Genomic DNA, 22,296 nt, shown 5'->3' with positions numbered 1-22,296 from the left:
GTTAACGGGTGGGCTCCTTGGGTGGATTGTCGAAGGCAAACACCTGCGTCCAGTCGCGGGCCATGTCGACCACGGTCCAGCCGCGCTGGCGGGCTTCGTCGAGCGCCTTGTCGAGGCGTCCGATATGGGACTGGCGGTCGTAGGCCCATTCGCGACGGGCATCGGTGTGATGGACCAGGCCCATGAAGCGCGGGCCCTGGCCGGCGGCAGTCCACTGCAGCATTTGCAGGTCACCGTCGGAATTGCCAAAGGCCAGCAGCGGGCGCCGGCCGATGATCGCGTCGATGCTTTCCGGCTTGCCCGGGCCATCGTCGTTGCGTGCCAGCCTGGCCAGGCGCAGCAGGGTCGGCTGGCCGTCCACCAGGCGGTATTCGGTAACGAAAGCCGAGCCGATCACCTGTTCCGGCGGTACGCCGTAGACCTGCTCGGTAAAGGTGCGCATGAAGGCGCTGTCGCCGCCGGAGACGATGTACACCTTGAATTCCTGCTCGCGCAGGTAATCCATCAGCTCCAGCATCGGCTGGTAGATCATCTCGTTGTAGGGCTTGCCGCTTTTCGGATGGCGGGCGCGGTCGAACCAGGCGCGCACGCGCTGGGCGAAGTCTTCGCTGCTCATGCCGGTGTGGGTCGCGGCGATGATCTTCATCAGCCCGTCCGTGCCCGCGGCGGCCAGCGCCTGCTGGTCGTTCTCCAGCACGGCCTGGAACGGCTGGGTGGTTTTCCACTGCGGGTGGGCGGGCGCCATGCGCCTGATTTCATCGAAGGCGAACAGCACCTGGAAGTAGGCCGGCTGCTCGCTCCAGAGGGTGCCGTCGTTGTCGAACACGGCAATGCGCTGGGCTACCGGGACGAATTGCGGCGAGTCGGTCTGTGTTACCTCGGCGACGAACCGTTGCAGCGCCTGCCTCGGCGCGCTGTCGTTCCACGAGGCCAGGGCCTGGGCCTGGGTCGGCCCGTTCAGCAGCAGCAAGGCCAGCAGCAGCCAGCGGCAATCAGGGATGCGCTTCATGGTGAGGTCCTGTGTGGCGTGGGATTGAGCGGGCGCAGTCCGTAGCGCTCGCGGGCGGATGGGCGCCGGCGCCATTGCCGGTAACGCTCGCGTAGCCAGGGCGCGTGGCGGCGCACTGCATAGCCGGTCACGACGATGGCCAGTACCAGCAGCAGTGCGGCCAGCCAATGGCGGGACAGGTGCAGCGTGCCTTCGCGGCCCAGCCGTTGCAGGTCTTCGCTGACCGAATACAGCGTGAGGTTGGCGGGGGCGGCTGCGGCGGAAAAGCCGACGGCGGGCAGCCGGGCGTTGTGCAGGCGGTGATCGCGGGTGCTCCACCACTGCACTTCGATGGGCGGTAGCTGGAAGTCGCCAGCGCGTTCGATGCGGTAGCTGGCGCTGTCGATGCGCTGGCCGCCGGAATTGTCGCTGGCCGTGATGCGTGGGTTTTTCACGAAGCGGCTGAGCCCGTCCACGGCGGCCAGCGGGGTGACCGGGAGCATCAGCGGCAGGGTATCGGTGGCGCGCAGGGTGACGGTGCGGGTCACGCTGTCGCCGGCCTTGAGGCCTTCGCCTGGTTCCAGCGTCTGGCTCAGTTGCAGGTCGCTGGCGACCGGCAGGTTCTGCCCCGCTGCCTGGGGCCAGTCCACCTTGAGCTGCAGCGGCTGGCTACTGGCGCTCGACGGGGCGTCGGCATTGCCTGGCTGCGCACTGACGAGCAGCGCGGGAATCTCCAGTTGGCCGGGCTGGCGCAGGGTCAGCCGGTAGGTGTAGCGCATGCCGAAGAAGGGCGTGCCATCCAGGCTCAGGGTCAAATGCTGGGCGCGATCACCCGGCGGCGTGACCACCACGCCCGGCAGCATCAGGTCGGGCAGTTGCGGCGCGCTGGTGAACCAGCTGTCGGTGAGCACATCCACCTGCAAGGGCAAGGTCTGGCCGACGACCGCCTGGTTGCCGTCGGGCAGTTGTGCCTGCACCCGTAACTGCGGCGCGGCATCGGCCTGGCCGAGGAACATGAGTACCAGCACGGCGATCGGTCTCATGGCGCCTCCCTGGCGGCGTCCTGCAAGGCGAACTTGCGTTGCAGGAACTGCCCGGGCGAGGTGCTGAGGTTGTCCAGCCAGAGGGCATCCGAGGCGGCTTGCGGGGTTTGCACAGCCTTGCCGCGGTCCTTGCCGGCCGGCTTGTCGAAGGCGATCTGGTCGGCCTTGACGTCCGGGGCGTTTTCGCCGGTCGATTCGGCATCCTTCTGCAAGGCGAGGGCCAGGGCCAGGTTGTCCCGTGCCTGCGGGAAGTCGGCTTGCAGGACGAGGGCCTGGCGGTAGGCGGCGATGGCCGGGGCGAACTTGAAACGGCGCGCCTGGATATTGCCGATGTAGAAGTACGCGGGCGCCGTGTGCAGGCGGCTGAAGCAGCTCAGGGCCAGGTCGTAGTCGGCGGCGTTGTAGGCCGCTATGCCCTTCCAGTACAGGTCCTGGAAATGCCGGGCGGCGGCAGGGTAGCGCCGATGTTCGAAAGCCCAACGGCCCTGCTGATCGGGGGTAAGAAAAGCGTCCACCAGAGGGTTGGCCCGTGTGTCCGGGGCGTTCAGCAGCAGGCCGAGCAGCAGCGCCGCGCTCCAGTTCAGGCTCCAGCCGCGGCGCACGCAGAAGAACGCGATCAGCAGCAGCGGCCAGCACAGCCAGTAGCCGGCATCTTTCCAGTGCAGGGGCTCGCCGTCTGCCGAGGCGTTCTGGAAATGCCGACGGGCGTGGGCTTCGATCCAGTCGAGGTCGTCGTCGTTGGCGGTCAGGCTGCCCAGCGGAGCGTCCAGCGCCTTGCCCAGGCCTTCGAGGGCCTTGCGGTCGAGTCCGCCAGGCTGGCCGTCGGCATTGCCCGCCGTGAGGACCAGCACCTGCAACGACGGCGGCACCTGCAGGGTGGCGAACTGGCTGTCGTCGGCGCCATCGGTGACCAGCACCAGGGTCGCCGGTGCGTTTCGAGCCGGCAGCAATTGCCGGGTGACGTCCAGTACCCCGGCGACATCCTTCCCCGCCTGCGCGATCAACGGGCTGGACAGCGCTTGCAGGTAACTGTCGAGCAGGGCCGGATCGCGGGTTGCCGGCATCACCAGGTGCGCGCTGCCGGCGTAGGCGATCAGCCCGGTGGCTGCGCCGCGACGGCGTTCGATCAGGCTGTGCACCTTGTGCCTGGCTGCCTCCAGGCGCGAGGGCTGGATGTCGGCGGTGTTCATGGACGCAGACAGGTCAAGGGCGATGAACAGCGGCGCACGGTCGTCGAGAAAATCCGGGCGGTCCTGCTGCCAGGCCGGCCCGGCCATGCCCAGGGCGCCGAGGGCCAGCAGGGCGCAGGCCAGGTGCACCGGCTTGACGCCCTTGGCCTGCTGGCCGTCGAGGCGCAGATAACGCAGCAGATGGGCGGCAATGCGCACGCTGTGCAGACGTTGTCGTTGCTGGCGGTGCCAGAGCAGGGGCAGCAGCAGGGCCGGCAGCAACAGCCACAGCCAGGCAGGGCGCAGGAAATGCAGGGCAGCCAGATCAATGTCCATGGGCCGCTACCTCCCGTTCATTCCAGCGCGCCGCCGACCAGGCCAGCATGTGGAAGAGCACGAACGACATCAGCGCGAACCCCAGCGGCAGCCAGAACAGCTCGGTCCTCGGCTGGTGGCTGAGGGTCGTCACGGCATGCGGGGTGATCGCATCGAGGGTGCGGTAGACCTCGCCCAGGGCGCTGCGGTCGCTGGCGCGGAAGAAGCGGCCACCGGTGCTCGCGGCCAGTTGTTGCAGGGTGGTCAGGTCCACCCGGGCTTCGGCCTGGGCCTGCGGGTCGCCGATGCCGATGGTGTGGATCACCACGCCACGTTCGGCGGCGATTTCGGCGGCGTGGGCCGGTGTGATGGCGCTGCTGGTGTCGTTGCCGTCGGTGAGCAGGATCAGCACTTTCTCCGGCTCGTCGGCCTTTTCCAGCATCTTCAGGCTCAGGCCAATGGCATCGCCGATGGCCGTGTTGGGCCCGGCCATGCCGACATCGGTCTGCGCCAGCAGGATCGACAGGGTGGCGTGATCCAGGGTCAGCGGGGCCTGGGCGAAGGCGCCGCTGCCGAACACCACCAGGCCGAGCCGGTCTTGCGGGCGCTGGCGGATGAAGTCGGCCACCACCGCCTTGACGGCGCTGATGCGCGACACGGGCTGGCCATCCGCGCCGGGCATATCGACGCTGTCCATGGACTGGGAAATGTCGATCGCCAGCATCAGGTCGCGCACCGGTTGCTGGTGTTCGATGGGCGGCTCGACCTTGACCGGTCGCGCCACCGCGCAGCACAGCAGGCTCCCCACCAGGATATGCAGGGCCAGTTGCCAATGGTCGTGGCGGGTACCCGGCAGGTCGGGGCGCTGGCCGGTCGCCTGGCTGATCTCGTCGAAGAACGGCATGCGCACGGCGCTGCGGGCCTCCTGCCAGGGCGGCAGGCGGCGGTAGCCGAGCAATGGCAGCGGCAGCAGGAGCAGCAACCAGGGGTAGTCAAGCTGCCACATGATGCTGCTCCACCCAGGCACGGCTATGGCGCAGCAGTTCGCGGGCGTCCACCTCGTGCAGGCGGGCCTGCGGGGCATAGGCCAGGTGCGCGAGAAGCTGCGCGAAGTTATCCGGTAGTGGCGCACTGGCATGGGCGACCAGGAAAGCTTGCCATTGGCTGTCATGCAACGGCGCTACGGCGCGGCCGCCAGGCATGGACAGGGCCACGCGCTTGAGCAGTTCGGGCAGGGCACGCAGCGCCTGGCAGTCGTCCGGGTGCTGTTCCAGGCGTCGCTCCAGGGCGTCGAGCCGGGCCAGGGCTTCGCGGCGATAGCGGTTTCGTTGCCAATGGCGCCAGGCACGTAGCGCCCACACCAGAACGGCGGCCAGCAGCAGGATCAGCAGCACCGTCCAGCCCCAGGTCTGTGGCCAATAGCTGACCGGCGCGGGCAGGGCGATTTCCTGCAACTGGTCGATGTCCGGCACCTGGCGGGTCATGGCTTGAGCTCCCGCAGGCGGCCGAGTTCCAGGCGCAATTGCGCGGCGGCTGGGAGGGCGGTGCTGAACATCAGCAGTGGCACCTGGCTGCGCCGCAGCAGGTGGGCGACATCCTTGAGGCGCCCGCCGAGAAAGTCGCTCAATGGCTGGCGGATGCGCTGGCGCTCCATGGCCAGGGCCACTTGCAACCGGCCCTGGCTGATCACCAGGCGGCCCTGCTGCGGCAGGTCGAGGGCCAGCGGGTCGAAGACCTGCAAGGCCAGAACATCGTTGTGCGCACGCAGTTGGCGCAGTTGCTTGAGGGTGGTGTCGCTGGCCCCGGCGAAATCGCTGATCACGCAGACCAGATGATCATGCCGGGCCAGTTGCAGGCAACGTTGCAGGGCGTTGTCCAGGCTCTGCCGCGAATCGCCGGCGGGGACGTCGGCGGCCAGGCCGTGGTTGAAGCGCGTCGCCGTGGCGCAGATCGCCTGGAGCCGGGCCCGGCTGCGCAAGGGCGACAGGCACTGGCATTCATGGTCGTCGAAGACCACCGCGCCGACACGGTCGCCGGCCTTCAGTCCGATCCAGGCGCAGAGCGCAGCCAGTTCGGCGGCAATCGCGGATTTGAAGCTGACCCGGGAGCCGAAGAACATCGACATGCGCTGGTCCAGCACCAGCAGCAGGGGGCGGTCGCGCTCCTCGGTCCAGGTGCGCACGATGGGCGTGCCGCTGCGCAGGCTGGCCTTGCAATCGAGATGGCGCAGATCGTCGCCGGGCTGGTAGCGGCGCAGTTCGTCGAAGTCCAGGCCGCGGCCGCGCAGGCGCGAAGCGTGGTTGCCCGAAAGCAGGCTGGCACGGGGCTGGCGGGCAATGAAACTAAGGCCGCGGGCCGCGAACTCCAGCGCCATCAGTTGGGCGAGGGAGACATAAACCTGTCCGTCGGCGGACTGTTGCGGGGCATCCATCGCTCGCTCCTCATGCCGCAATGGCGACCTTGGTCAGCAGGCGTTCGAGCACTGCCTCGGCGTCGACCCCGTCGGCCACGGCGTCGTAGCTCAGTTGCAGGCGATGGCGCAAAACCGGGGCGAGCACGGCGCGCACATGCTCGGGGGTGACGAAATCCTCGCCCCGCAACCAGGCTTCGGCGCGGGCGCAGCGGTCCAGGGCGATGCCGCCGCGGGGGCTGCTGCCCAGTTGCAGCCAGCGGGCCAGGTCGCTGTCGTAGCGCTCGGGATGGCGGGTGGCGTCGAGCAGGTCGACCAGGTAACGGTCGATGGCCGGCGCCACCTGGATCGCGGCGATTTCGCGGCGGGCCTGGAAGAGCGTGTCCTGGGGCAGGGCGAAACCATCGCCGGCGCTGGCGCCGGTGGGCACGTTTTCCTCTTCGCGCAGCATCTTCAGGACCTGGCTTTCGCTGTCCGGAGCCGGGTAGTCGAGCAGGACCTTGAGCAGGAAACGGTCCATCTGCGCTTCCGGCAGCGGGTAGGTGCCTTCCTGTTCGATGGGGTTCTGGGTGGCGATCACCATGAACAGTTCAGGCAATGCGTGGCTGGTACCGGCCACGGTGATCTGGCGCTCCTCCATGGCTTCGAGCAGGGCGGCCTGGACCTTGGCCGGGGCGCGGTTGATCTCGTCGGCCAGGATCAGGTTGCCGAACAGCGGACCGGGCTGGAAGCGGATCTGGTTCTGGCCGCCGGTTTGCTGCAGGACCTCGGCACCGGTGATGTCCGAGGGCAGCAGGTCGGGGGTGAACTGGATGCGGCTCATGCGTGCGTCCAGGTGCCGGGCCAGGGCCTTGACCGTGCGGGTCTTGGCCAGCCCGGGGAGGCTTTCGAGCAGGACATGCCCGTTGGCCAACAGGCCGATCAGGACCTGGCGGATCACCGCATCCTGGCCGAGGACCGAGCGGGCGATGGCGGCGTGCAGGGCCTTGATGTCGGTGAGGGCGGTCATGGAATCATCCTTGGGTTCGGCGCAGCTCCTACAGGATCGTTGTGGTTCACCATGGCGAAGCCACCACCACGAAACTGATGCTGTTGCCCACGTATTGCGGCCGGTACCAGGTAGCGCCGCAATGTTGGTAGGCCACGCCATTGGCGACCACCGAGACGCAGTCCGGCGGGATCGCGTCGACCTGGGTGCCGATGGCGATGGCCGCCGCGGTGGTGGCGCCTACCACGGCAGCCGCCGCCCAGGGGTTGTACCAATCGTCATGATGTGGCGGAGGTGGCGGTGGCGGCGGCGGTGGAGGTGGCATCGGACCGGGGCCCGGCCCAGGATGCGGCCCGGGCCCGGGATGTGGACCCGGGCCGGGCTGCGGATGTGGTCCAGGGCCCGGCATCGGATACGGCGCCGGTTGCGGCCGCGGCATGGGCTGTGGCTGCGGGTGGTAGGCGGGCCGATAGCCAGGCTGCAACGCCGGTCTCTGGAAACCACCCCCGCCCATATGATGCGGCACCACGAAACTGCGCCCGCCGCCACCGCCGCGCAATTGCCATGCCTCGGCAACCGCCGGCAGCGCCAGGCAGGCGGCGAGGCCCAGGCTGAAGAGCGCCCTGGTCCGGCTCATGGTCGTTCTCCTGCGCGCAATTGCACCAGCGGCACCGGCAGCGCCTTGGCTGGCGGGGTAAAGGCAAACGCGTCCGGGCTGATCGGCGAGCTCAGGTCCCAGGCAAAGCTGACGCTGTGCCGGGGCCGCTCGGCGTCGTCGCGGCGGGTGATCACCAGGCGGCAGGGCAGCGGCTGCGGACCTTCGCGCAGCCACAGTTGCCAGTCGATCTCGGGCTGGCGGTAGGCGTAATGCACGCAGCGCAGGCCATCGATGCTGTCCTTGCCGATGGTGTAGGCCTGGCTGATGCCCACCTCGTCGGCGGTGCCGGGGCTCCAGCGGAACAGGTCGGCCAATGGCAGCTCGATGCCGTAGCGGTCGTCCAGCAGGTCCAGGAGCTTGTCGATGCTCTCGGGCGCAGGCTCCCGGGTGTAGTAGTTCAGGCGCTGGTCGTAGAGGGTGAAGTGCTTGCCGTCATAAAAGAAGCGGCGGCTGGCTCCGGCCTGGTCGACATTGACGTAGAGCTTGTCGGGCCGCACCGCGAGTACCTGGGTATGGTGCTGGAAGGCGATGGTCTGGCCGCTGTCCAGTTGCTGGTCGGTTTCGCTGCGGGTGCTCAGGCTGAAGCGGTCCAGGCCCTGCAGGTAGCTGCCCATCGAGGACAGCGCGGCGAGGGCGGCGGGGTCGCGCTCGTTCTTGTCGGCGGCCTGGGCGCAGCCGCAGGCCAGGAGCAGGGCAAGGGCGATATGACGCGGTTTCATGCCGTGCCTCCTTACCAGACGTACTGCAGGCGCAGGGTCCAGGTGTTCACGTCCGGCGAGCCGGTGCGTTCCGAGACCGTATCGGTGTAGGCCACCAGCCCGCCGAACTGCGGCGAAAGCATGAAGCCCAGGCTGGCACCGAGCAGGGTGTTGGATTGCTTGTTGTCCTGGTCCACGCCGTCTACGCGGGTTTCGCCGCCGGTGCTGTAGGTCGCGTCGAACGACACCCACAATGCGCGGTTGACGCTGTAGCTGTAGTGCCCTTCCACGGCGTACAGCGGCTTCTGCTCCAGCTTGCTGTCACCGAGGTAGTCGTCGTTGTCGCCGTACAGCGAGACGTAGCCGTTGATTTCCAGCCAGGTCGGGCCGATAGGGTGGCCGAAGGCGATCTCCGGCTTCACCACCCAGCGATTGGCGCCGATATTGATCACCCGGTCCTTGTCGTAATCGCCGTTGGGCAGCGTCACCCACAGCGCGCCGCTCATGAAGGTTTCCGGGGTCCACTTGGCGAACTCCTCGGCGGTCAGGGCCGGGCCGCCGAAGAAATTGTGGGCGAAGACGACCTGGGTATCGCCCATGCCGCCGTTGTGCTTGGTGCCATCGAAGAAGCGCGCATCATCGAACGACGCCGAGACATCGGCGTAGGGCTGGATCAACTGGATGGCGCTGTTGCGCCCGTCGATGGCGAAGCTGCGGGCGTAGCGGAACAGGTAGAGGTCGGCATTGAGCGATAGCCCGTCGATGGGCAGGGTGGTGTCGATGGGGGTGTTGGTGTCGATCCGGTTGTAGTAGCCGAACACCATGTTCAGGTCGATCGGGGTGTTCTGCCAGTCGCGGGCATTATCGGCCAGGGCCGGGCTGGCAATGCCCAGCATTAGGGACATGGACAGGAAAATACGACGAATCCCCATACGACATTCCTTGCAATTCAAGTAACGGACGAGTGCATCCCGCGCTATTCGGATAACGCTGTTGTTCAACGAGCGAAACTACTGGTACTTGATGACCACGGCCTTGAGCTTGCGCCCCTCGACATCGCGGATATCGCGGTTCCATAACGGACCTTCGACATAGGTGGCGACGGGCTGGATGCGGTCGTAGACCACGACGGCGGCATCCCCGCCAATGCTGGCGGCCTGTTCGCGCAACTTCTGCTCGACTTCGCTGATGGCCGGCGGCGGTTCGATACTGGCATCGATCAGGACTTCGCCGAGGCGTACATGAGGGCGGGTCGGTTCCGTGCGCAGCACCGCCACCTGGGCGGCAGACGTAGGCGCAGCGTGGGGTGCGCCGACATACTCGGTGGTGCGGGCGTCGATGCTGCTGCATCCGACCAGCAGCAACCCCATGGCGACGAGGCCGGCGGGGAGGCAACGCCCGAGGACTGTCTTCATCGTCGACTCCTTTCAAAGAACGCGTGTTACAAGACTGCTGAGACGTTAGTAGAGAGTTCGGATTAATACCAAGGCAGGGTTATTAGAAATCGCTATAAGTAGTCGTCCAGATAAAACCAGTGACCTTCTGGAAGTTAGGCGCTAGTTGATTTATCGAAAAGGGCAACTGCGAAACTGTGTGCTGAATCATTTCCCGACTGTTGAACCTGATACGTTTGCCAACCGGTCCTTTGTCATTACCGGAAATAGATTTTCATCCTGCTTTCGGGAAACCCCCGGGTAGCATGCCTCTCTTAACAGTCAATGGATTTTTCCTACATTGATTCTCCGAGGAGCATTGCAATGAATACCCGAGGTTTGCTCGATCAACTGCTCAGGTCCGGGCAGGACCTGCTGCAAAAACAGACCGGCGCGCCCGGCGCATCGAAAAGCGGCGGCGGGCTGGGCAGCCTGCTTTCCGGCATGGGCGGCGGCGCGGCGGCGGCCGGGGCGCTGGGTGTGCTGATGGGCAGCAAGAAAGCCCGCAAATACGGCGGCAAGGCCCTGGCCTACGGTGGCCTGGCGGCGCTTGGCGTGCTGGCCTACAAGGCCTATGGCAACTGGCAGGCGCAGCAGGCGGCAGCGCCCAAGGGCGAGCCGCAGACCGTCGACCGGCTGCCCCCGGCCCAGGTGGAGCAGCATAGCCAGGCGATCCTCAAGGCGCTGGTCGCCGCCGCCAGGGCCGACGGCCATGTGGATGAACGCGAGCGGGAACTGATCGAGGGCGAGTTCGTCAGGCTGTCCGGCGATGACCGCGATCTGCAGCACTGGCTGCACGCCGAGCTGGGCAAGCCGCTGGACCCGGCCGAGGTCGCGCGTGCTGCCACCACCCCGGAAATGGCTGCGGAAATGTACCTGGCCAGCGTGATGCTGGTGGACGAGGAGCATTTCATGGAGCGCGCCTACCTCGACGAACTGGCCAAGCAGTTGCGCCTCGATCCGGCGCTGAAAGCCGAGCTGGAACGTCAGGTTCGTGCGACCTGAGTCAACAAACCGGGCAAATGGCCACGGCGCGTCGCCATTTTGCCCAATCAACCCTGTAGGATCAGTCCTATCGATACGTAGGCCCTAGGCTATAATCAGCCCATTTTTCCTGCCGCGTACAACGCTCGAGGGCTGATTGTGAAGAACTGGACATTGCGCCAACGGATCCTGGCAAGTTTCGCCGTGATCATCGCCATCATGTCGTTGATGGTGGTCGCCGCCTATTCGCGGTTGATCACCATCGAGGAAAGCGAGCAGGCAGTCCGTGCCGACAGCATGCCCGGCGTCTACTACAGCTCGATGATCCGCAGCGCCTGGGTTGACAGTTTCATCCTGACCCAGCGCCTGGTCGGCCTCAACGACCGGCGCGCGCTGACCGATGCCGACATGGCCTTGTACAGGAGCTACGACGAGCACCTGCAGCAGCAGATGGGCAACTACCGCAAGACCATGAACGACTCGGAAGACCAGGCCAACTTCGCCCAGTTCGAAGGCATGGTCGCCGAGTACAAGCAGTACCTCACCACCGTGCTCAACGCCTACGGCAAGCAGGACTACGCCGAAGCCCAGCGCGTGCTCCTGGAAGACCTGATGCCGACCTGGGCCGCCGGGCGCAAGAGCGTCAACAACCTGATCGACTGGAACCGTCGCTATGCCGACCAGGCCACCGACAGCATCGTTTCGGCAGTGAGTACCGCCAAGCTGAGCATGGTGGTGTCGCTGATCCTGGCGGTGATCGCCGCCGGCGTTTGCGGCCTGTTGCTGATGCGGGTCATTACCGAGCCCATGCAGCGAATCGTGCGCTCCCTGGAAACCCTGCGCGGCGGCGACCTCAGCGTACGCATGAACCTGGAGCGCAACGACGAGTTCGGCGCGGTGGAAACCGGGTTCAACGAAATGGTCAGCGAACTCACCGGCCTGGTCTCCCAGGCCCAGCGGTCCTCGGTGCAGGTGACCACGTCGGTGACCGAGATCGCCGCCACTTCCAAGCAGCAGCAGGCCACGGCCACCGAAACCGCGGCCACCACCACCGAGATCGGCGCCACCTCGCGGGAAATCGCCGCCACCTCCCGCGACCTGGTGCGCACCATGACCGAAGTGACCACCGCCGCCGACCAGGCCTCGGTGCTCGCCGGCTCCGGCCAGCAAGGGCTGGCGCGCATGGAGGAAACCATGCACCAGGTGATGGGCGCCGCCGACCTGGTGAACAACAAGCTGGCGATCCTCAACGAGAAGGCCGGCAACATCAACCAGGTGGTGGTGACCATCGTCAAGGTCGCCGACCAGACCAACCTGCTCTCGCTCAACGCGGCGATCGAGGCTGAAAAGGCTGGCGAGTACGGTCGCGGTTTTGCAGTGGTCGCCACCGAGGTGCGCCGCCTGGCCGACCAGACCGCCGTGGCCACCTACGACATCGAGCAGATGGTCCGCGAGATCCAGTCGGCGGTCTCCGCCGGGGTGATGGGCATGGACAAGTTCTCCGAGGAAGTGCGCCGCGGCATGTTCGAGGTCCAGCAGGTCGGCGAGCAGTTGAGCCAGATCATCCATCAGGTCCAGGCCCTGGCGCCGCGGGTGCTGATGGTCAACGAAGGCATGCAGGCCCAGGCCACGGGCGCCGAGCAGATCAACCACGCCCTGGCCCAGCTCAGCGATGCCAGCAGCCAGACCGTGGAGTCGTTGCGCCAGGCCAGTTTTGCCATCGACGAATTGAGCCAGGTCGCGGTCGGTCTGCGCGGCGGTGTCTCGCGGTTCAAAGTCTGACGTGACGATGACCGAGCCCACGCCCCGCCGCAGCCCGGACGCGGCTTGCCAGGAACGCCTGTTCCTGGTGTTCCGTATCGGCGCCGAGCGTTTTGCCCTGGACACCCGGGAAGTCGCCGAGGTGTTGCCGCGCCTGCCCTTGAAACCGCTGCCCCATGCCCCGGGCTATGTCGCCGGGGTTTTGGCCCACCGTGGCGTGCTGGTGCCGGTGATTGATGTCAGCGCCCTGACCTTCGGTACGCCAGCGCCGCAGCGCACCAGCACGCGCCTGGTGCTGGTGCATTACCGTTTCGATCCGGCGCGGCCGGACCTGCTGCTCGGGCTGATCCTCGAACAGGCCAGCGATACCCTGCGCTGCGATCCGGCACAGTTCCGCCCCTACGGCGTGGACAACCGCGAGGCGCCTTATCTCGGCCCGGTGCGCGAGGATGCCGATGGCCTGTTGCAATGGATCGGCGTGCAGGACCTGCTCGACGAGCAGGTGCGTTCGATGCTGTTCCCCGCCGACGGGGGCCCGGCATGACCATCGAGCGGCGTTTCTTCCGTTTTCTTCAGGAGCGCATCGGGCTGGATGTCAGCTCGGTCGGCGAGCAAATGGTCGAGCGCGCCCTACACCAGCGTTGCGCGGCGCTGGCGGCCAATGACCTGGACGATTACTGGGTGCAGTTGCAGCAGTCCCACGCCGAACAGCAAGCACTGATCGAGGCGGTGATCGTTCCCGAGACCTGGTTCTTCCGCTATCCGGAGTCCTTCGCTGCGCTTCTGGAACTGGCGCGCAAACGCCTGGCGGAACTGGGCGGTGCGCGGCCTCTGAAGATTCTCAGCCTGCCCTGTTCCACCGGCGAGGAGCCCTATTCCATTGCCATGGCCCTGCTTGATGGCGGTGTGCCGGCCCAGGCGTTCACGGTCGAGGCCATGGACATCAGCCCCAATTCCATTACCCGCGCCCAGCGCGCCCTGTATGGGCGCAACTCCTTCCGCGGGCCCGACCAGGCGTTTCGCGAGCGGCATTTCAGCGCAGGCGAGGAGGGCCATGAGCTCGACGCAAGGGTGCAGCGCCAGGTGCGTTTCGAAGTTGGCAATGTGCTGGACCCGGCCCTGCTGGTTCGCCAGGGCAGCTATGACTTCGTGTTCTGCCGCAACCTGCTGATCTATTTCGACCTGGCGACCCAGCAGCGCGTATTCGAGGTGCTGAAGAATCTGACCCATGCCGATGGCGTGCTGTTCATCGGCCCGGCCGAAGGCAGCCTGCTGGCGCGCCTGGGCATGCGCCCGGTGGGCATCGCCCAGTCGTTCGCCTATGTCCGCCAGGTCGCCGAAGCCATGCCGGCGCCGCGCCCGGCCGCGCAGGTAGCAGCGCCTCGGGCCGCGCCGCTGCGTCAGGCCGCAGTGGCCGCGCCGCCACCTGCGCGGCGCAGGATCCCCGCGCCGGCCCCTGGACCGGCGCAGCCCGCGCGCAACGAGCAGCCCGGCGAATTGCTGGCGCAGATCGCCGTCCTCGCCAATGCCGGCAACAGCGAGCAGGCCCGCGCCGCCTGCCAGCGTTACCTCAAGCAGTTCGAGCCTTCGGCCCAGGTGTTCTACTGGCTGGGGCTGCTCAGCGACACCGCCGGCGACAGCAGCGACGCCGTCAACCAGTACCGCAAGGCGCTGTATCTGGAACCGCAGCATCCCGAGGCCCTGGCCCACCTGGCGGCATTGCTCGCCTCGCGGGGCGATACGGCCGGTGCCCGGCGCTTGCAGGAGCGCGCCGCGCGGCGCGAGCGGGAGGCTGATCGATGAGCGAAGGAATCAACGTGCTGACCGGCGATGTGCAGCGCATCGACGACTGCTGGAACCGTATCGGTGTGCACGGCGACAAGAGCTGCCCGTTGCTCGAGGAGCATGTGCATTGTCGCAATTGCCCGGTGTATGCCGCTGCGGCCACGCGCCTGCTGGACCGTTATGCCCTGGCCCAGGACGCCCATGTCCGCGAAGTGGTCGAGGAACAGGCGGAGCAGGGGCCTTCGCTGCTGCTGTTCCGTCTCGGTGAGGAATGGCTGGCCCTGGCCACCCGCTGCCTGGCCGAAGTGGCGCCGGTGCAACCGGTGCACTCGCTGCCGCACCAGCGCTCGCGGATGCTGCTGGGGGTGGCCAATGTGCGCGGCGCACTGGTGCCTTGCCTGGCCCTCGGTGACCTGCTCGGGCTGGAGCTGACCGAAGCCCCGCCCGGTACCGGCCGGGTCATGCCGCGCATGCTGATCCTGGCTGCCAGGGGCGGCGCGGTGGTGCTGCCGGTGGACGAGGTGGACGGCATCCACGCCCTCGACCTGCGCCTGCGCGGCGAAACCGCCCACGAAAACCGTTTTACCCGGCACATCCTTCAATGGCGCGGGCGAAGCGTGCGAATCCTGGATGAAGACCAGTTGTTGTCTGCAGTCGAGCGGAGCCTTTCATGACCCCAGAGCAGATGCGCGATGCCTCGTTGCTGGAGCTGTTCAGCCTCGAAGCCGAAGCCCAGACCCAGGTGCTCAGCGCCGGGCTGCTGGCGCTCGAGCGCAATCCGGCCCAGGCCGACCAGCTCGAAGCGTGCATGCGTGCTGCGCACTCGCTCAAGGGCGCGGCACGGATCGTCGGCATCGATGCCGGGGTCAGCGTGGCCCATGTCATGGAAGATTGCCTGGTGGAAGCCCAGGAAGGACGCCTGCGCCTGCGTCCGGAACATATCGATGCGTTGCTGCAGGGCACCGATCTGCTGATGCGTATTGCCACGCCGGGGGATACGACGGTGGACGCGGCGGTGCAGGCGTACCTGGTGCAGGTGGCCGAGCTGTTGCAGCCCGGTGCTGCGCCGGCACCGGTGCCGGTTTCGCCACCGGTGCCCGAGCCGGAGCCGGAGCCCGTGGCAGCGGCTGCGCCCGAGGAGCCGCCAGCCGAGCCCGAACCGCGACCGGTGTCCAAGGGCAAGGCGGTCGAGGGTGGCGAACGGGTCCTGCGGGTCACGGCCGAGCGCCTCAACAGCCTGCTCGACCTGTCCAGCAAGGCCCTGGTGGAAACCCAGCGCTTCAAGCCGTTCCTGGCCACCCTGCAGCGCCTCAAGCGCGTGCAGGGCCAGAGCCTGCGCGCCCTCGACGAACTCAAGGCGCAGATCGAGGCCGGCGGGCAGGGTGAAGACATTCACCAGGCCCTGGCCCTGACCCAACAGTTGCTGGGCGAAGCACAACAGATGCTGCAGCAGCAGGTGGTCGATCTCGACGAGCTGGGCTGGCAGGCCGGGCAGCGCGCGCAGAACCTCTACGACATGGCCCTGGCCTGTCGCATGCGCCCGTTCGCCGACGTGCTGGCCGGACAGAGCCGCATGGTCCGCGACCTGGGACGTTCCCTCGGCAAGCAGGTGCGCCTGGAAGTCGAAGGCGAGAAGACCCAGGTGGACCGCGACGTGCTGGAAAAACTCGAAGCGCCGCTGACCCATCTGCTGCGCAATGCCGTCGATCACGGCATCGAACTGCCGGAGCAGCGCCTGGCCGCGGGCAAGCCGGCGGAAGGTACCATCCGCTTGCGCGCTTCCCACCAGGCCGGATTGCTGATGCTCGAATTGAGCGACGATGGCGGCGGCGTTGATCTGCAGCGCCTGCGTCGCAGCATCGTAGAGCGCAATCTGTCACCGGCCGAGACCGTGGCGCAGATGAGCGAGGCGGAGCTGCTGACCTTCCTCTTCCTGCCCGGCTTCAGCCTGCGCGACAAGGTTACCGAGGTGTCCGGGCGCGGTGTCGGCCTGGACGCGGTGCAGCACATGGTCCGCCAGTTGCGCGGCCAGGTCGGGATGACCCAGGGCGACGGCAGCGGCAGTCGCTTCCATCTGGAAGTCCCGCTGACCCTGTCGGTGGTGCGCAGCCTGGTGGTGCAGGTGAGCGGCGAAGCCTACGCCTTCCCCCTGGCTCATATCGAACGCACCCTGGAACTGTCCGCCGAGGCGATCGTGCAGATCGAGGGGCGCCAGCAGTTCTGGCACGAAGGCCGGGCCGTGGGCCTGGTGTCGGCCAGCCAGTTGCTCAATCGGCCGGTCGGCCAGAACAGCGAGCAGAGCATCAAGGTGGTGGTGATCCGCGAGCGCGAGACGCTGTACGGCGTGGCCGTCGACCGCCTGGTCGGCGAGCGCGTGCTGGTGGTCATGCCGCTGGATTCGCGCCTGGGCAAGGTCCAGGACATTTCTGCCGGGGCCTTGCTGGACGACGGTTCGGTGGTGTTGATCGTCGATGTCGAGGACCTGCTGCGTTCGGTGGAAAAACTGCTCGGTACCGGCCGCCTGGAGCGTATCGAGCGCCGCGGCAGTGCCCGTGAAGCGGCGCGCAAGCGCGTGCTGGTGGTAGACGACTCGCTCACCGTGCGCGAGCTGCAACGCAAGCTGCTAAGCAACCGCGGCTACCAGGTGGCGGTGGCGGTGGACGGCATGGACGGCTGGAACGCCCTGCGCAGCGAGGATTTCGACCTGCTCATTACCGATATCGACATGCCGCGCATGGACGGTATCGAGCTGGTGACGCTGGTGCGCCGCGACAGCCGCCTGCAATCGCTGCCGGTCATGGTGGTGTCCTACAAGGACCGGGAAGAAGACCGACGGCGCGGGCTGGATGCCGGGGCTGACTATTATTTGGCCAAGGCGAGTTTCCATGACGACGCCTTGCTGGATGCCGTAGTCGAGCTGATCGGGAGTGCCCAGGGATGAAGATCGCCATCGTCAATGATATGCCCCTTGCCGTCGAGGCCCTGCGCCGGGCGCTGGCCTTCGAGCCGGCGCACGAGGTGATCTGGGTCGCCAGCAATGGCGTGGAGGCGGTGCAGCGCTGCGCCGAGCAGACCCCGGACCTGCTGCTGATGGACCTGATCATGCCGCTGATGGACGGTGTGGAGGCGACCCGGCGGATCATGGCCGAGTCGCCGTGCGCCATCGTTATCGTCACCGTCGATCGGCAACAGAACGTGCACCGGGTATTCGAGGCCATGGGGCATGGCGCCCTGGACGTGGTCGATACGCCGGCGCTGGGCAGCGGCGATCCGAAGGAAGCCGCGGCCCCCTTGTTGCGCAAGATCCTCAATATCTCCTGGCTCATCGGCCAGCAGCGCGGCAGCAGCGTACGCCCGGTGGCGGCCCCGGTGCGCCAGGCGGTGCAACGCCAGGGCCTGGTTGCCATCGGTTCGTCCGCAGGCGGGCCGGCCGCGCTGGAAGTGCTGCTCAAGGGCTTGCCCAAGGCTTTTCCGGCTTCGATCGTGCTGGTCCAGCATGTCGACCAGGTGTTCGCCGGCGGCATGGCCGAGTGGCTGGCCAGCAGTTCCGAGCAGAAGGTGCGCCTGGCCCGCGAGGGCGAACCGCCGCAACCCGGGCACGTGCTGCTGGCCGGGACCAACCATCATATCCGCCTGCTCAGGGATGGCACCCTGGCCTATACGGCCGAGCCGGTGAACGAGATCTACCGCCCCTCGATCGACGTGTTCTTCGAGAGCGTGGCGCGGTTCTGGCGTGGCGATGCGGTGGGCGTGCTGCTCACCGGCATGGGCCGCGATGGTGCGCAGGGGCTCAAGCTCATGCGCGAGCAGGGCTTCCTGACCATCGCCCAGGACCAGCAGAGCAGTGCGGTGTACGGCATGCCCAAGGCCGCCGTCGCCATCGACGCGGCCGTGGAAGTGCGTCCGCTGGAGCGGATAGCCCCACGACTAATGGAAATTTTCCCGAAATGACGATATGTATTGAGTCACGCCGGCGGCGCCGGCAGTGCCCAGGTGACAGCGCATGAATGATCTACCGATCGACGGCTTTTCAACCTCTGACGAGAATTCGGCGATGGTGCTGCTGGTCGATGACCAGGCGATGATCGGCGAAGCCGTGCGCCGGGGCCTGGCCCAGGAAGACAACATCGACTTCCACTTCTGCGCCGATCCGCACGAGGCCGTGGCCCAGGCGGTGCGGATCAAGCCGACGGTGATCCTCCAGGACCTGATCATGCCGGGCCTCGACGGCCTGACCCTGGTGCGCGAGTACCGCGCCAACCCGGCGACCCAGGACATCCCCATCATCGTCCTCTCGACCAAGGAAGACCCGCTGGTGAAAAGCGCGGCCTTCGCCGCCGGGGCCAACGACTATCTGGTCAAGCTGCCCGACAACATAGAGCTGGTGGCGCGGATCCGCTATCACTCGCGGTCCTACATGACCCTGTTGCAGCGCGACGAGGCCTATCGTGCGCTGCGGGTCAGCCAGCAGCAGTTGCTCGATACCAACCTGGTGCTGCAGCGGCTGATGAACTCCGATGGCCTGACCGGGTTGTCCAACCGTCGCCACTTCGACGAGTACCTGGAGCTGGAATGGCGCCGGGCCATGCGCGAGCAGTCGCAGTTGTCGCTGCTGATGGTGGACGTGGATTACTTCAAGTCTTTCAACGACACCTTCGGCCACCTGGCCGGCGACGAGGCGTTGCGCCAGGTGGCCGAGGCCATTCGCTCGTGCTGCGCACGGCCAAGCGATCTGCCGGCGCGCTATGGCGGCGAAGAGTTCGCCCTGGTGCTACCCAATACCTCGCCGGGTGGCGCCCGCCTGCTGGCCGAGAAACTGCGCCAGACCGTGGAGGCCGCGCGTATCGCCCATATCATGCCGGAGCAGGACTCGGTGCTCAGCGTCAGCATCGGCCTGGCCACCCAGACCCCCGGGATCGGCAGCCACTGCCGGCAACTGATCTCGGCGGCGGACAATGCCCTGTACCAGGCCAAGAACGGCGGCCGCAACCGTGTAGCCGTGGCTTGAGGGCCCCATCGCTGGCAAGCCAGCTCCCACAGGTGCATGCAGTCCCTGTGGGAGCTGGCTTGCCAGCGATGAGGCCAGCAAAAGCACCGCCATTTTCCGATATTCCCCTGTAAATCAGCCTGCCGCCCGTAGCTTCCAGCTTGTCCCCCGCCACCCCCCCTGCGCTATACTCCCCGGCTTTTCACCGAATTACGCACGAGAGCAGCCCGCCCATGGAAATCAATCCGATCCTGAATACCATCAAGGACCTCACCGAGCGTTCCGAGTCCATTCGGGGGTATCTTTGACTACGATCACAAGCATGACCGCCTGATCGAAGTCAACCGCGAGCTCGAAGACCCGAACGTCTGGAACAAGCCTGAATACGCCCAGGGCCTTGGCCGCGAGCGCGCCATGCTGGCGCAGGTGGTGGACACCCTGGACAAGCTCTCCGGCGGCCTCGCCGACTGCAAGGACCTGCTCGACATGGCCGTCGAGGAGAACGACGAGAGCGCCGTCGAAGACGTCGTGGCCGAGTTGCAGCAACTCGAGGAACACCTGGCCAAGCTGGAATTCCGGCGCATGTTCAGCGGCGAGATGGACATGAACAACGCCTACCTGGACATCCAGGCCGGCTCCGGCGGTACCGAAGCGCAGGACTGGGCCAACATCCTGCTGCGCATGTACCTGCGCTGGGCCGACAAGCGCGGCTTCGACGCGACCATCATCGAACTGTCCGAAGGCGAGGTCGCCGGCATCAAGGGCGCGACCGTGCATATCAAGGGCGAGTACGCCTTCGGCTGGCTGCGTACCGAGATCGGCGTGCACCGCCTGGTGCGCAAGAGCCCGTTCGACTCCGGCGCCCGTCGCCACACTTCGTTCTCGGCGGTATTCGTCTCGCCCGAGATCGACGACAAGGTCGAGATCGAGATCAACCCGTCCGACCTGCGCATCGACACCTACCGCTCCTCCGGCGCCGGCGGCCAGCACGTCAACACCACCGACTCGGCGGTGCGTATCACCCACGTGCCGACCAACACCGTGGTGGCCTGCCAGAACGAACGCTCCCAGCACGCCAACAAGGACACCGCCATGAAGATGCTGCGGGCCAAGTTGTACGAGCTGGAGATGCAGAAGCGCAATGCCGCCTCCCAGGCCCTGGAAGACAGCAAGTCGGACATCGGCTGGGGGCACCAGATCCGCTCCTACGTGCTGGACGACTCGCGTATCAAGGACCTGCGTACCGGCGTCGAGCGCAGCGACTGCCAGAAGGTCCTGGACGGCGACCTCGACCAGTACCTGGAAGCGAGCCTCAAGCAGGGGCTGTAAGCCGTACACCACTGCCGCGCCCCCAGGCCAAGCGCCTGGGGCGCGTGCCCTGCCCGGAACGGGCAACGAATACCTGATGGAAAGAATGACGACATGAGCGAACTCAAGACCGAATCGCAAGACCTGCAACAGGAAGAAAACGCCCTGATCGCCCTGCGCAAGGAAAAACTTGCCGCAGCGCGCGCCAAGGGCCAGGCCTTCCCCAACGACTTCCGCCGCGACAGCTACTGCAACGACCTGCAGAAGCAGTATGTCGACAAGACCAAGGAAGAGCTGGAAGCGGCTGCGATCCCGGTCAAGGTTGCCGGGCGCATCATGCTCAACCGCGGTTCGTTCATGGTGATCCAGGACATGACCGGGCGCATCCAGGTCTACGTCAACCGCAAGACCCTGCCCGAAGAAACCCTGGCCGAGGTGAAAACCTGGGACCTGGGTGACATCATCGCCGCCGAAGGCACCCTGGCCCGTTCCGGCAAGGGCGACCTGTACGTCGAGATGACCCGCGTGCGCCTGCTGACCAAGTCGCTGCGCCCGCTGCCGGACAAGCACCATGGCCTGACCGACACCGAGCAGCGCTATCGCCAGCGCTACGTCGACCTGATCGTCAACGAAGACACCCGTGAGACCTTCCGCGTGCGTTCCCTGGTGATCTCGCATATCCGCAGCTTCCTGGCCAAGCGCGACTTCCTCGAGGTCGAGACGCCGATGCTGCAGACCATTCCGGGCGGCGCCGCGGCCAAGCCGTTCGAAACCCACCACAACGCCCTGGACATGCCGATGTTCCTGCGCATCGCGCCGGAGCTGTACCTCAAGCGCCTGGTGGTCGGTGGCTTCGAGAAGGTCTTCGAGATCAACCGCAACTTCCGCAACGAAGGCGTCTCGACCCGGCACAACCCCGAGTTCACCATGCTGGAGTTCTACCAGGCCTACGCCGACTACACCGACAACATGGACCTCACCGAGGAACTGTTCCGCGAGCTGGCGCAACTGGTGCTCGGCACTACCGACGTGCCGTACGGCGACAAGGTATTCCACTTCGGCGAACCCTTCGCGCGGATGTCGGTATTCGACTCGATCCTCAAGTACAACCCGGAACTGACCGAGGCTGACCTGCTGGATGTCGACAAGGCTCGCGAAATCGCCAGGAAGGCCGGCGCCAAGGTGCTCGGTCACGAAGGCCTGGGCAAGCTGCAGGTGATGATTTTCGAGGAACTGGTGGAGAGCAAGCTGGAGCAGCCGCACTTCATCACCGAGTACCCGTTCGAAGTCTCGCCGCTGGCGCGCCGCAACGACGCCAACCCGAACGTTACCGACCGCTTCGAGCTGTTCATCGGTGGCCGCGAGATCGCCAACGCCTACTCCGAGCTCAACGATGCCGAAGACCAGGCCGAGCGTTTCCTCGCCCAGGTGGCCGAGAAGGACGCCGGTGATGACGAAGCCATGCACTACGACGCCGACTTCGTCCGCGCCCTGGAATACGGCATGCCGCCGACTGCCGGTGAAGGCATCGGTATCGACCGCCTGGTGATGCTGCTGACCAACTCGCCGTCGATCCGTGATGTGATCCTGTTCCCGCATATGCGTCCGCAGGCCTGATCTTCACCAGGCTTGAAGGCCCCCATCGCTGGCAAGCCACGCCGCACCTGTGGGAGCTGGCTTGCCAGCGATGAGGCCCTGAAGGACACTATGAATCAGCCGCCAAGAGCGGCTTTTTCATGCCCGAAAATCCCGATTTCGAGGTAACCGCC

At 66.4% G+C, this 22,296-nt stretch carries 20 protein-coding genes and 1 pseudogene; 10 read left to right on the top strand and 11 right to left on the bottom strand.

Going from position 1 to position 22,296, the window contains the following annotated elements:
• Nucleotide 1: 1 nt before the first annotated feature.
• The 11 genes from N7650_RS03225 to N7650_RS03175 form a co-directional block, all read right to left on the bottom strand.
• A complete protein-coding gene (locus tag N7650_RS03225) occupies nt 2-1,009 on the bottom strand; it encodes an HAD family hydrolase (RefSeq protein WP_279897094.1) in 1,008 nt (335 codons plus the stop codon).
• Nucleotides 1,006-2,031 carry a hypothetical protein gene (locus N7650_RS03220; RefSeq protein ID WP_279897093.1) on the bottom strand — a complete coding sequence of 342 codons (1,026 nt, stop codon included), beginning with the start codon at nt 2,029-2,031 and terminating at the stop codon, nt 1,006-1,008. The genes N7650_RS03225 and N7650_RS03220 overlap by 4 nt, the downstream gene beginning before the upstream one ends.
• Nucleotides 2,028-3,536: a VWA domain-containing protein gene (locus N7650_RS03215; protein WP_279897092.1), complete on the bottom strand. Its 1,509-nt coding sequence runs from the start codon at nt 3,534-3,536 to the stop codon at nt 2,028-2,030. Before N7650_RS03215 ends, N7650_RS03220 begins: the two co-directional genes overlap by 4 nt.
• Entirely contained in the window at nt 3,526-4,521 is a 996-nt protein-coding gene (locus N7650_RS03210) for a VWA domain-containing protein (protein WP_279897091.1), read from the bottom strand. The genes N7650_RS03215 and N7650_RS03210 overlap by 11 nt, the downstream gene beginning before the upstream one ends.
• Nucleotides 4,508-4,999 (bottom strand): DUF4381 domain-containing protein, encoded by a 492-nt coding sequence (locus tag N7650_RS03205; RefSeq protein WP_009403675.1) that lies wholly within the window; start codon nt 4,997-4,999, stop codon nt 4,508-4,510. Before N7650_RS03205 ends, N7650_RS03210 begins: the two co-directional genes overlap by 14 nt.
• Nucleotides 4,996-5,946, bottom strand: a complete 951-nt coding sequence (locus tag N7650_RS03200) for a DUF58 domain-containing protein (RefSeq protein ID WP_279897090.1) — start codon at nt 5,944-5,946, stop codon at nt 4,996-4,998. The genes N7650_RS03205 and N7650_RS03200 overlap by 4 nt, the downstream gene beginning before the upstream one ends.
• A 10-nt stretch (nt 5,947-5,956) precedes the next feature.
• Nucleotides 5,957-6,934 carry an AAA family ATPase gene (locus tag N7650_RS03195; protein WP_279897089.1) on the bottom strand — a complete coding sequence of 326 codons (978 nt, stop codon included), beginning with the start codon at nt 6,932-6,934 and terminating at the stop codon, nt 5,957-5,959.
• Between the two features lie 46 nt (nt 6,935-6,980).
• A complete protein-coding gene (locus N7650_RS03190; RefSeq protein ID WP_009403680.1) occupies nt 6,981-7,550 on the bottom strand; it encodes a hypothetical protein in 570 nt (189 codons plus the stop codon).
• Complete coding sequence (locus N7650_RS03185; RefSeq protein WP_279897088.1) at nt 7,547-8,290, bottom strand: DUF2092 domain-containing protein; 744 nt, start codon at nt 8,288-8,290, stop codon at nt 7,547-7,549. The genes N7650_RS03190 and N7650_RS03185 overlap by 4 nt, the downstream gene beginning before the upstream one ends.
• Nucleotides 8,291-8,301: 11 nt before the next feature.
• Complete coding sequence (locus tag N7650_RS03180) at nt 8,302-9,201, bottom strand: transporter (protein WP_009403684.1); 900 nt, start codon at nt 9,199-9,201, stop codon at nt 8,302-8,304.
• 78 nt (nt 9,202-9,279) lie between these two features.
• Entirely contained in the window at nt 9,280-9,684 is a 405-nt protein-coding gene (locus N7650_RS03175) for a hypothetical protein (protein WP_009403685.1), read from the bottom strand.
• A 342-nt stretch (nt 9,685-10,026) separates the two neighbouring features.
• Between N7650_RS03175 and N7650_RS03170 the strand changes: the two genes are divergently transcribed.
• The 10 genes and pseudogenes from N7650_RS03170 to lysS all read left to right on the top strand — a co-directional run bounded on the left by N7650_RS03170 (nt 10,027) and on the right by lysS (nt 22,144).
• Nucleotides 10,027-10,707, top strand: a complete 681-nt coding sequence (locus tag N7650_RS03170; protein ID WP_009403322.1) for a tellurite resistance TerB family protein — start codon at nt 10,027-10,029, stop codon at nt 10,705-10,707.
• Nucleotides 10,708-10,845: 138 nt separating this feature from the next.
• A complete protein-coding gene (locus N7650_RS03165; RefSeq protein ID WP_009403321.1) occupies nt 10,846-12,468 on the top strand; it encodes a methyl-accepting chemotaxis protein in 1,623 nt (540 codons plus the stop codon).
• A 7-nt stretch (nt 12,469-12,475) separates the two neighbouring features.
• The gene (locus N7650_RS03160) at nt 12,476-12,991 is read left to right on the top strand and encodes a chemotaxis protein CheW (protein ID WP_009403314.1); all 516 of its coding nucleotides are present in this window, start codon (nt 12,476-12,478) and stop codon (nt 12,989-12,991) included.
• Nucleotides 12,988-14,250, top strand: a complete 1,263-nt coding sequence (locus N7650_RS03155; protein WP_279897087.1) for a CheR family methyltransferase — start codon at nt 12,988-12,990, stop codon at nt 14,248-14,250. Before N7650_RS03160 ends, N7650_RS03155 begins: the two co-directional genes overlap by 4 nt.
• The gene (locus N7650_RS03150) at nt 14,247-14,906 is read left to right on the top strand and encodes a chemotaxis protein CheW (protein ID WP_009403310.1); all 660 of its coding nucleotides are present in this window, start codon (nt 14,247-14,249) and stop codon (nt 14,904-14,906) included. The genes N7650_RS03155 and N7650_RS03150 overlap by 4 nt, the downstream gene beginning before the upstream one ends.
• A complete protein-coding gene (locus N7650_RS03145) occupies nt 14,903-17,173 on the top strand; it encodes a hybrid sensor histidine kinase/response regulator (protein WP_279897086.1) in 2,271 nt (756 codons plus the stop codon). The genes N7650_RS03150 and N7650_RS03145 overlap by 4 nt, the downstream gene beginning before the upstream one ends.
• On the top strand, nt 17,170-18,183 hold the full coding sequence (locus N7650_RS03140; RefSeq protein WP_009403302.1) for a chemotaxis response regulator protein-glutamate methylesterase: 1,014 nt from the start codon (nt 17,170-17,172) through the stop codon (nt 18,181-18,183). The genes N7650_RS03145 and N7650_RS03140 overlap by 4 nt, the downstream gene beginning before the upstream one ends.
• A 52-nt stretch (nt 18,184-18,235) precedes the next feature.
• A pseudogene (locus N7650_RS03135) lies at nt 18,236-19,274 on the top strand (PleD family two-component system response regulator); the annotation flags it as partial.
• Nucleotides 19,275-19,452: 178 nt separating this feature from the next.
• Nucleotides 19,453-20,548 (top strand): peptide chain release factor 2 gene (prfB, locus tag N7650_RS03130; RefSeq protein ID WP_158467776.1). Its coding sequence is split into 2 segments (ribosomal slippage): nt 19,453-19,524 and nt 19,526-20,548, totalling 1,095 coding nucleotides; the frame shifts between segments, so codons are not numbered across the junction.
• 93 nt (nt 20,549-20,641) lie between these two features.
• Nucleotides 20,642-22,144, top strand: a complete 1,503-nt coding sequence (lysS, locus tag N7650_RS03125) for a lysine--tRNA ligase (RefSeq protein WP_009403296.1) — start codon at nt 20,642-20,644, stop codon at nt 22,142-22,144.
• Nucleotides 22,145-22,296 lie beyond the last annotated feature (152 nt).

The organism is Pseudomonas sp. GD04058, assembly GCF_029836855.1.
In the GTDB taxonomy this organism is placed as follows: domain Bacteria; phylum Pseudomonadota; class Gammaproteobacteria; order Pseudomonadales; family Pseudomonadaceae; genus Aquipseudomonas; species Aquipseudomonas bharatica.
Note: the sequence above shows the minus strand (reverse complement) of the source record. Positions and strands in the feature narration are given on the sequence as shown.

Excerpts from the sequence above, each read along its gene's own strand:
- N7650_RS03160 (WP_009403314.1), top strand. The coding sequence starts at position 12,476 with ATGACCGAGCCCACGCCCCGCCGCAGCCCGGACGCGGCTTGCCAGGAA.
- N7650_RS03200 (WP_279897090.1), bottom strand. The coding sequence starts at position 5,946 with ATGGATGCCCCGCAACAGTCCGCCGACGGACAGGTTTATGTCTCCCTC.
- N7650_RS03185 (WP_279897088.1), bottom strand. The coding sequence starts at position 8,290 with ATGAAACCGCGTCATATCGCCCTTGCCCTGCTCCTGGCCTGCGGCTGC.
- N7650_RS03150 (WP_009403310.1), top strand. The coding sequence starts at position 14,247 with ATGAGCGAAGGAATCAACGTGCTGACCGGCGATGTGCAGCGCATCGAC.
- N7650_RS03155 (WP_279897087.1), top strand. The coding sequence starts at position 12,988 with ATGACCATCGAGCGGCGTTTCTTCCGTTTTCTTCAGGAGCGCATCGGG.
- N7650_RS03225 (WP_279897094.1), bottom strand. The coding sequence starts at position 1,009 with ATGAAGCGCATCCCTGATTGCCGCTGGCTGCTGCTGGCCTTGCTGCTG.
- N7650_RS03175 (WP_009403685.1), bottom strand. The coding sequence starts at position 9,684 with ATGAAGACAGTCCTCGGGCGTTGCCTCCCCGCCGGCCTCGTCGCCATG.
- N7650_RS03195 (WP_279897089.1), bottom strand. The coding sequence starts at position 6,934 with ATGACCGCCCTCACCGACATCAAGGCCCTGCACGCCGCCATCGCCCGC.
- N7650_RS03220 (WP_279897093.1), bottom strand. The coding sequence starts at position 2,031 with ATGAGACCGATCGCCGTGCTGGTACTCATGTTCCTCGGCCAGGCCGAT.
- N7650_RS03205 (WP_009403675.1), bottom strand. The coding sequence starts at position 4,999 with ATGACCCGCCAGGTGCCGGACATCGACCAGTTGCAGGAAATCGCCCTG.
- N7650_RS03215 (WP_279897092.1), bottom strand. The coding sequence starts at position 3,536 with ATGGACATTGATCTGGCTGCCCTGCATTTCCTGCGCCCTGCCTGGCTG.
- N7650_RS03180 (WP_009403684.1), bottom strand. The coding sequence starts at position 9,201 with ATGGGGATTCGTCGTATTTTCCTGTCCATGTCCCTAATGCTGGGCATT.
- N7650_RS03140 (WP_009403302.1), top strand. The coding sequence starts at position 17,170 with ATGAAGATCGCCATCGTCAATGATATGCCCCTTGCCGTCGAGGCCCTG.
- N7650_RS03190 (WP_009403680.1), bottom strand. The coding sequence starts at position 7,550 with ATGAGCCGGACCAGGGCGCTCTTCAGCCTGGGCCTCGCCGCCTGCCTG.
- N7650_RS03145 (WP_279897086.1), top strand. The coding sequence starts at position 14,903 with ATGACCCCAGAGCAGATGCGCGATGCCTCGTTGCTGGAGCTGTTCAGC.
- N7650_RS03210 (WP_279897091.1), bottom strand. The coding sequence starts at position 4,521 with ATGTGGCAGCTTGACTACCCCTGGTTGCTGCTCCTGCTGCCGCTGCCA.
- lysS (WP_009403296.1), top strand. The coding sequence starts at position 20,642 with ATGAGCGAACTCAAGACCGAATCGCAAGACCTGCAACAGGAAGAAAAC.
- N7650_RS03170 (WP_009403322.1), top strand. The coding sequence starts at position 10,027 with ATGAATACCCGAGGTTTGCTCGATCAACTGCTCAGGTCCGGGCAGGAC.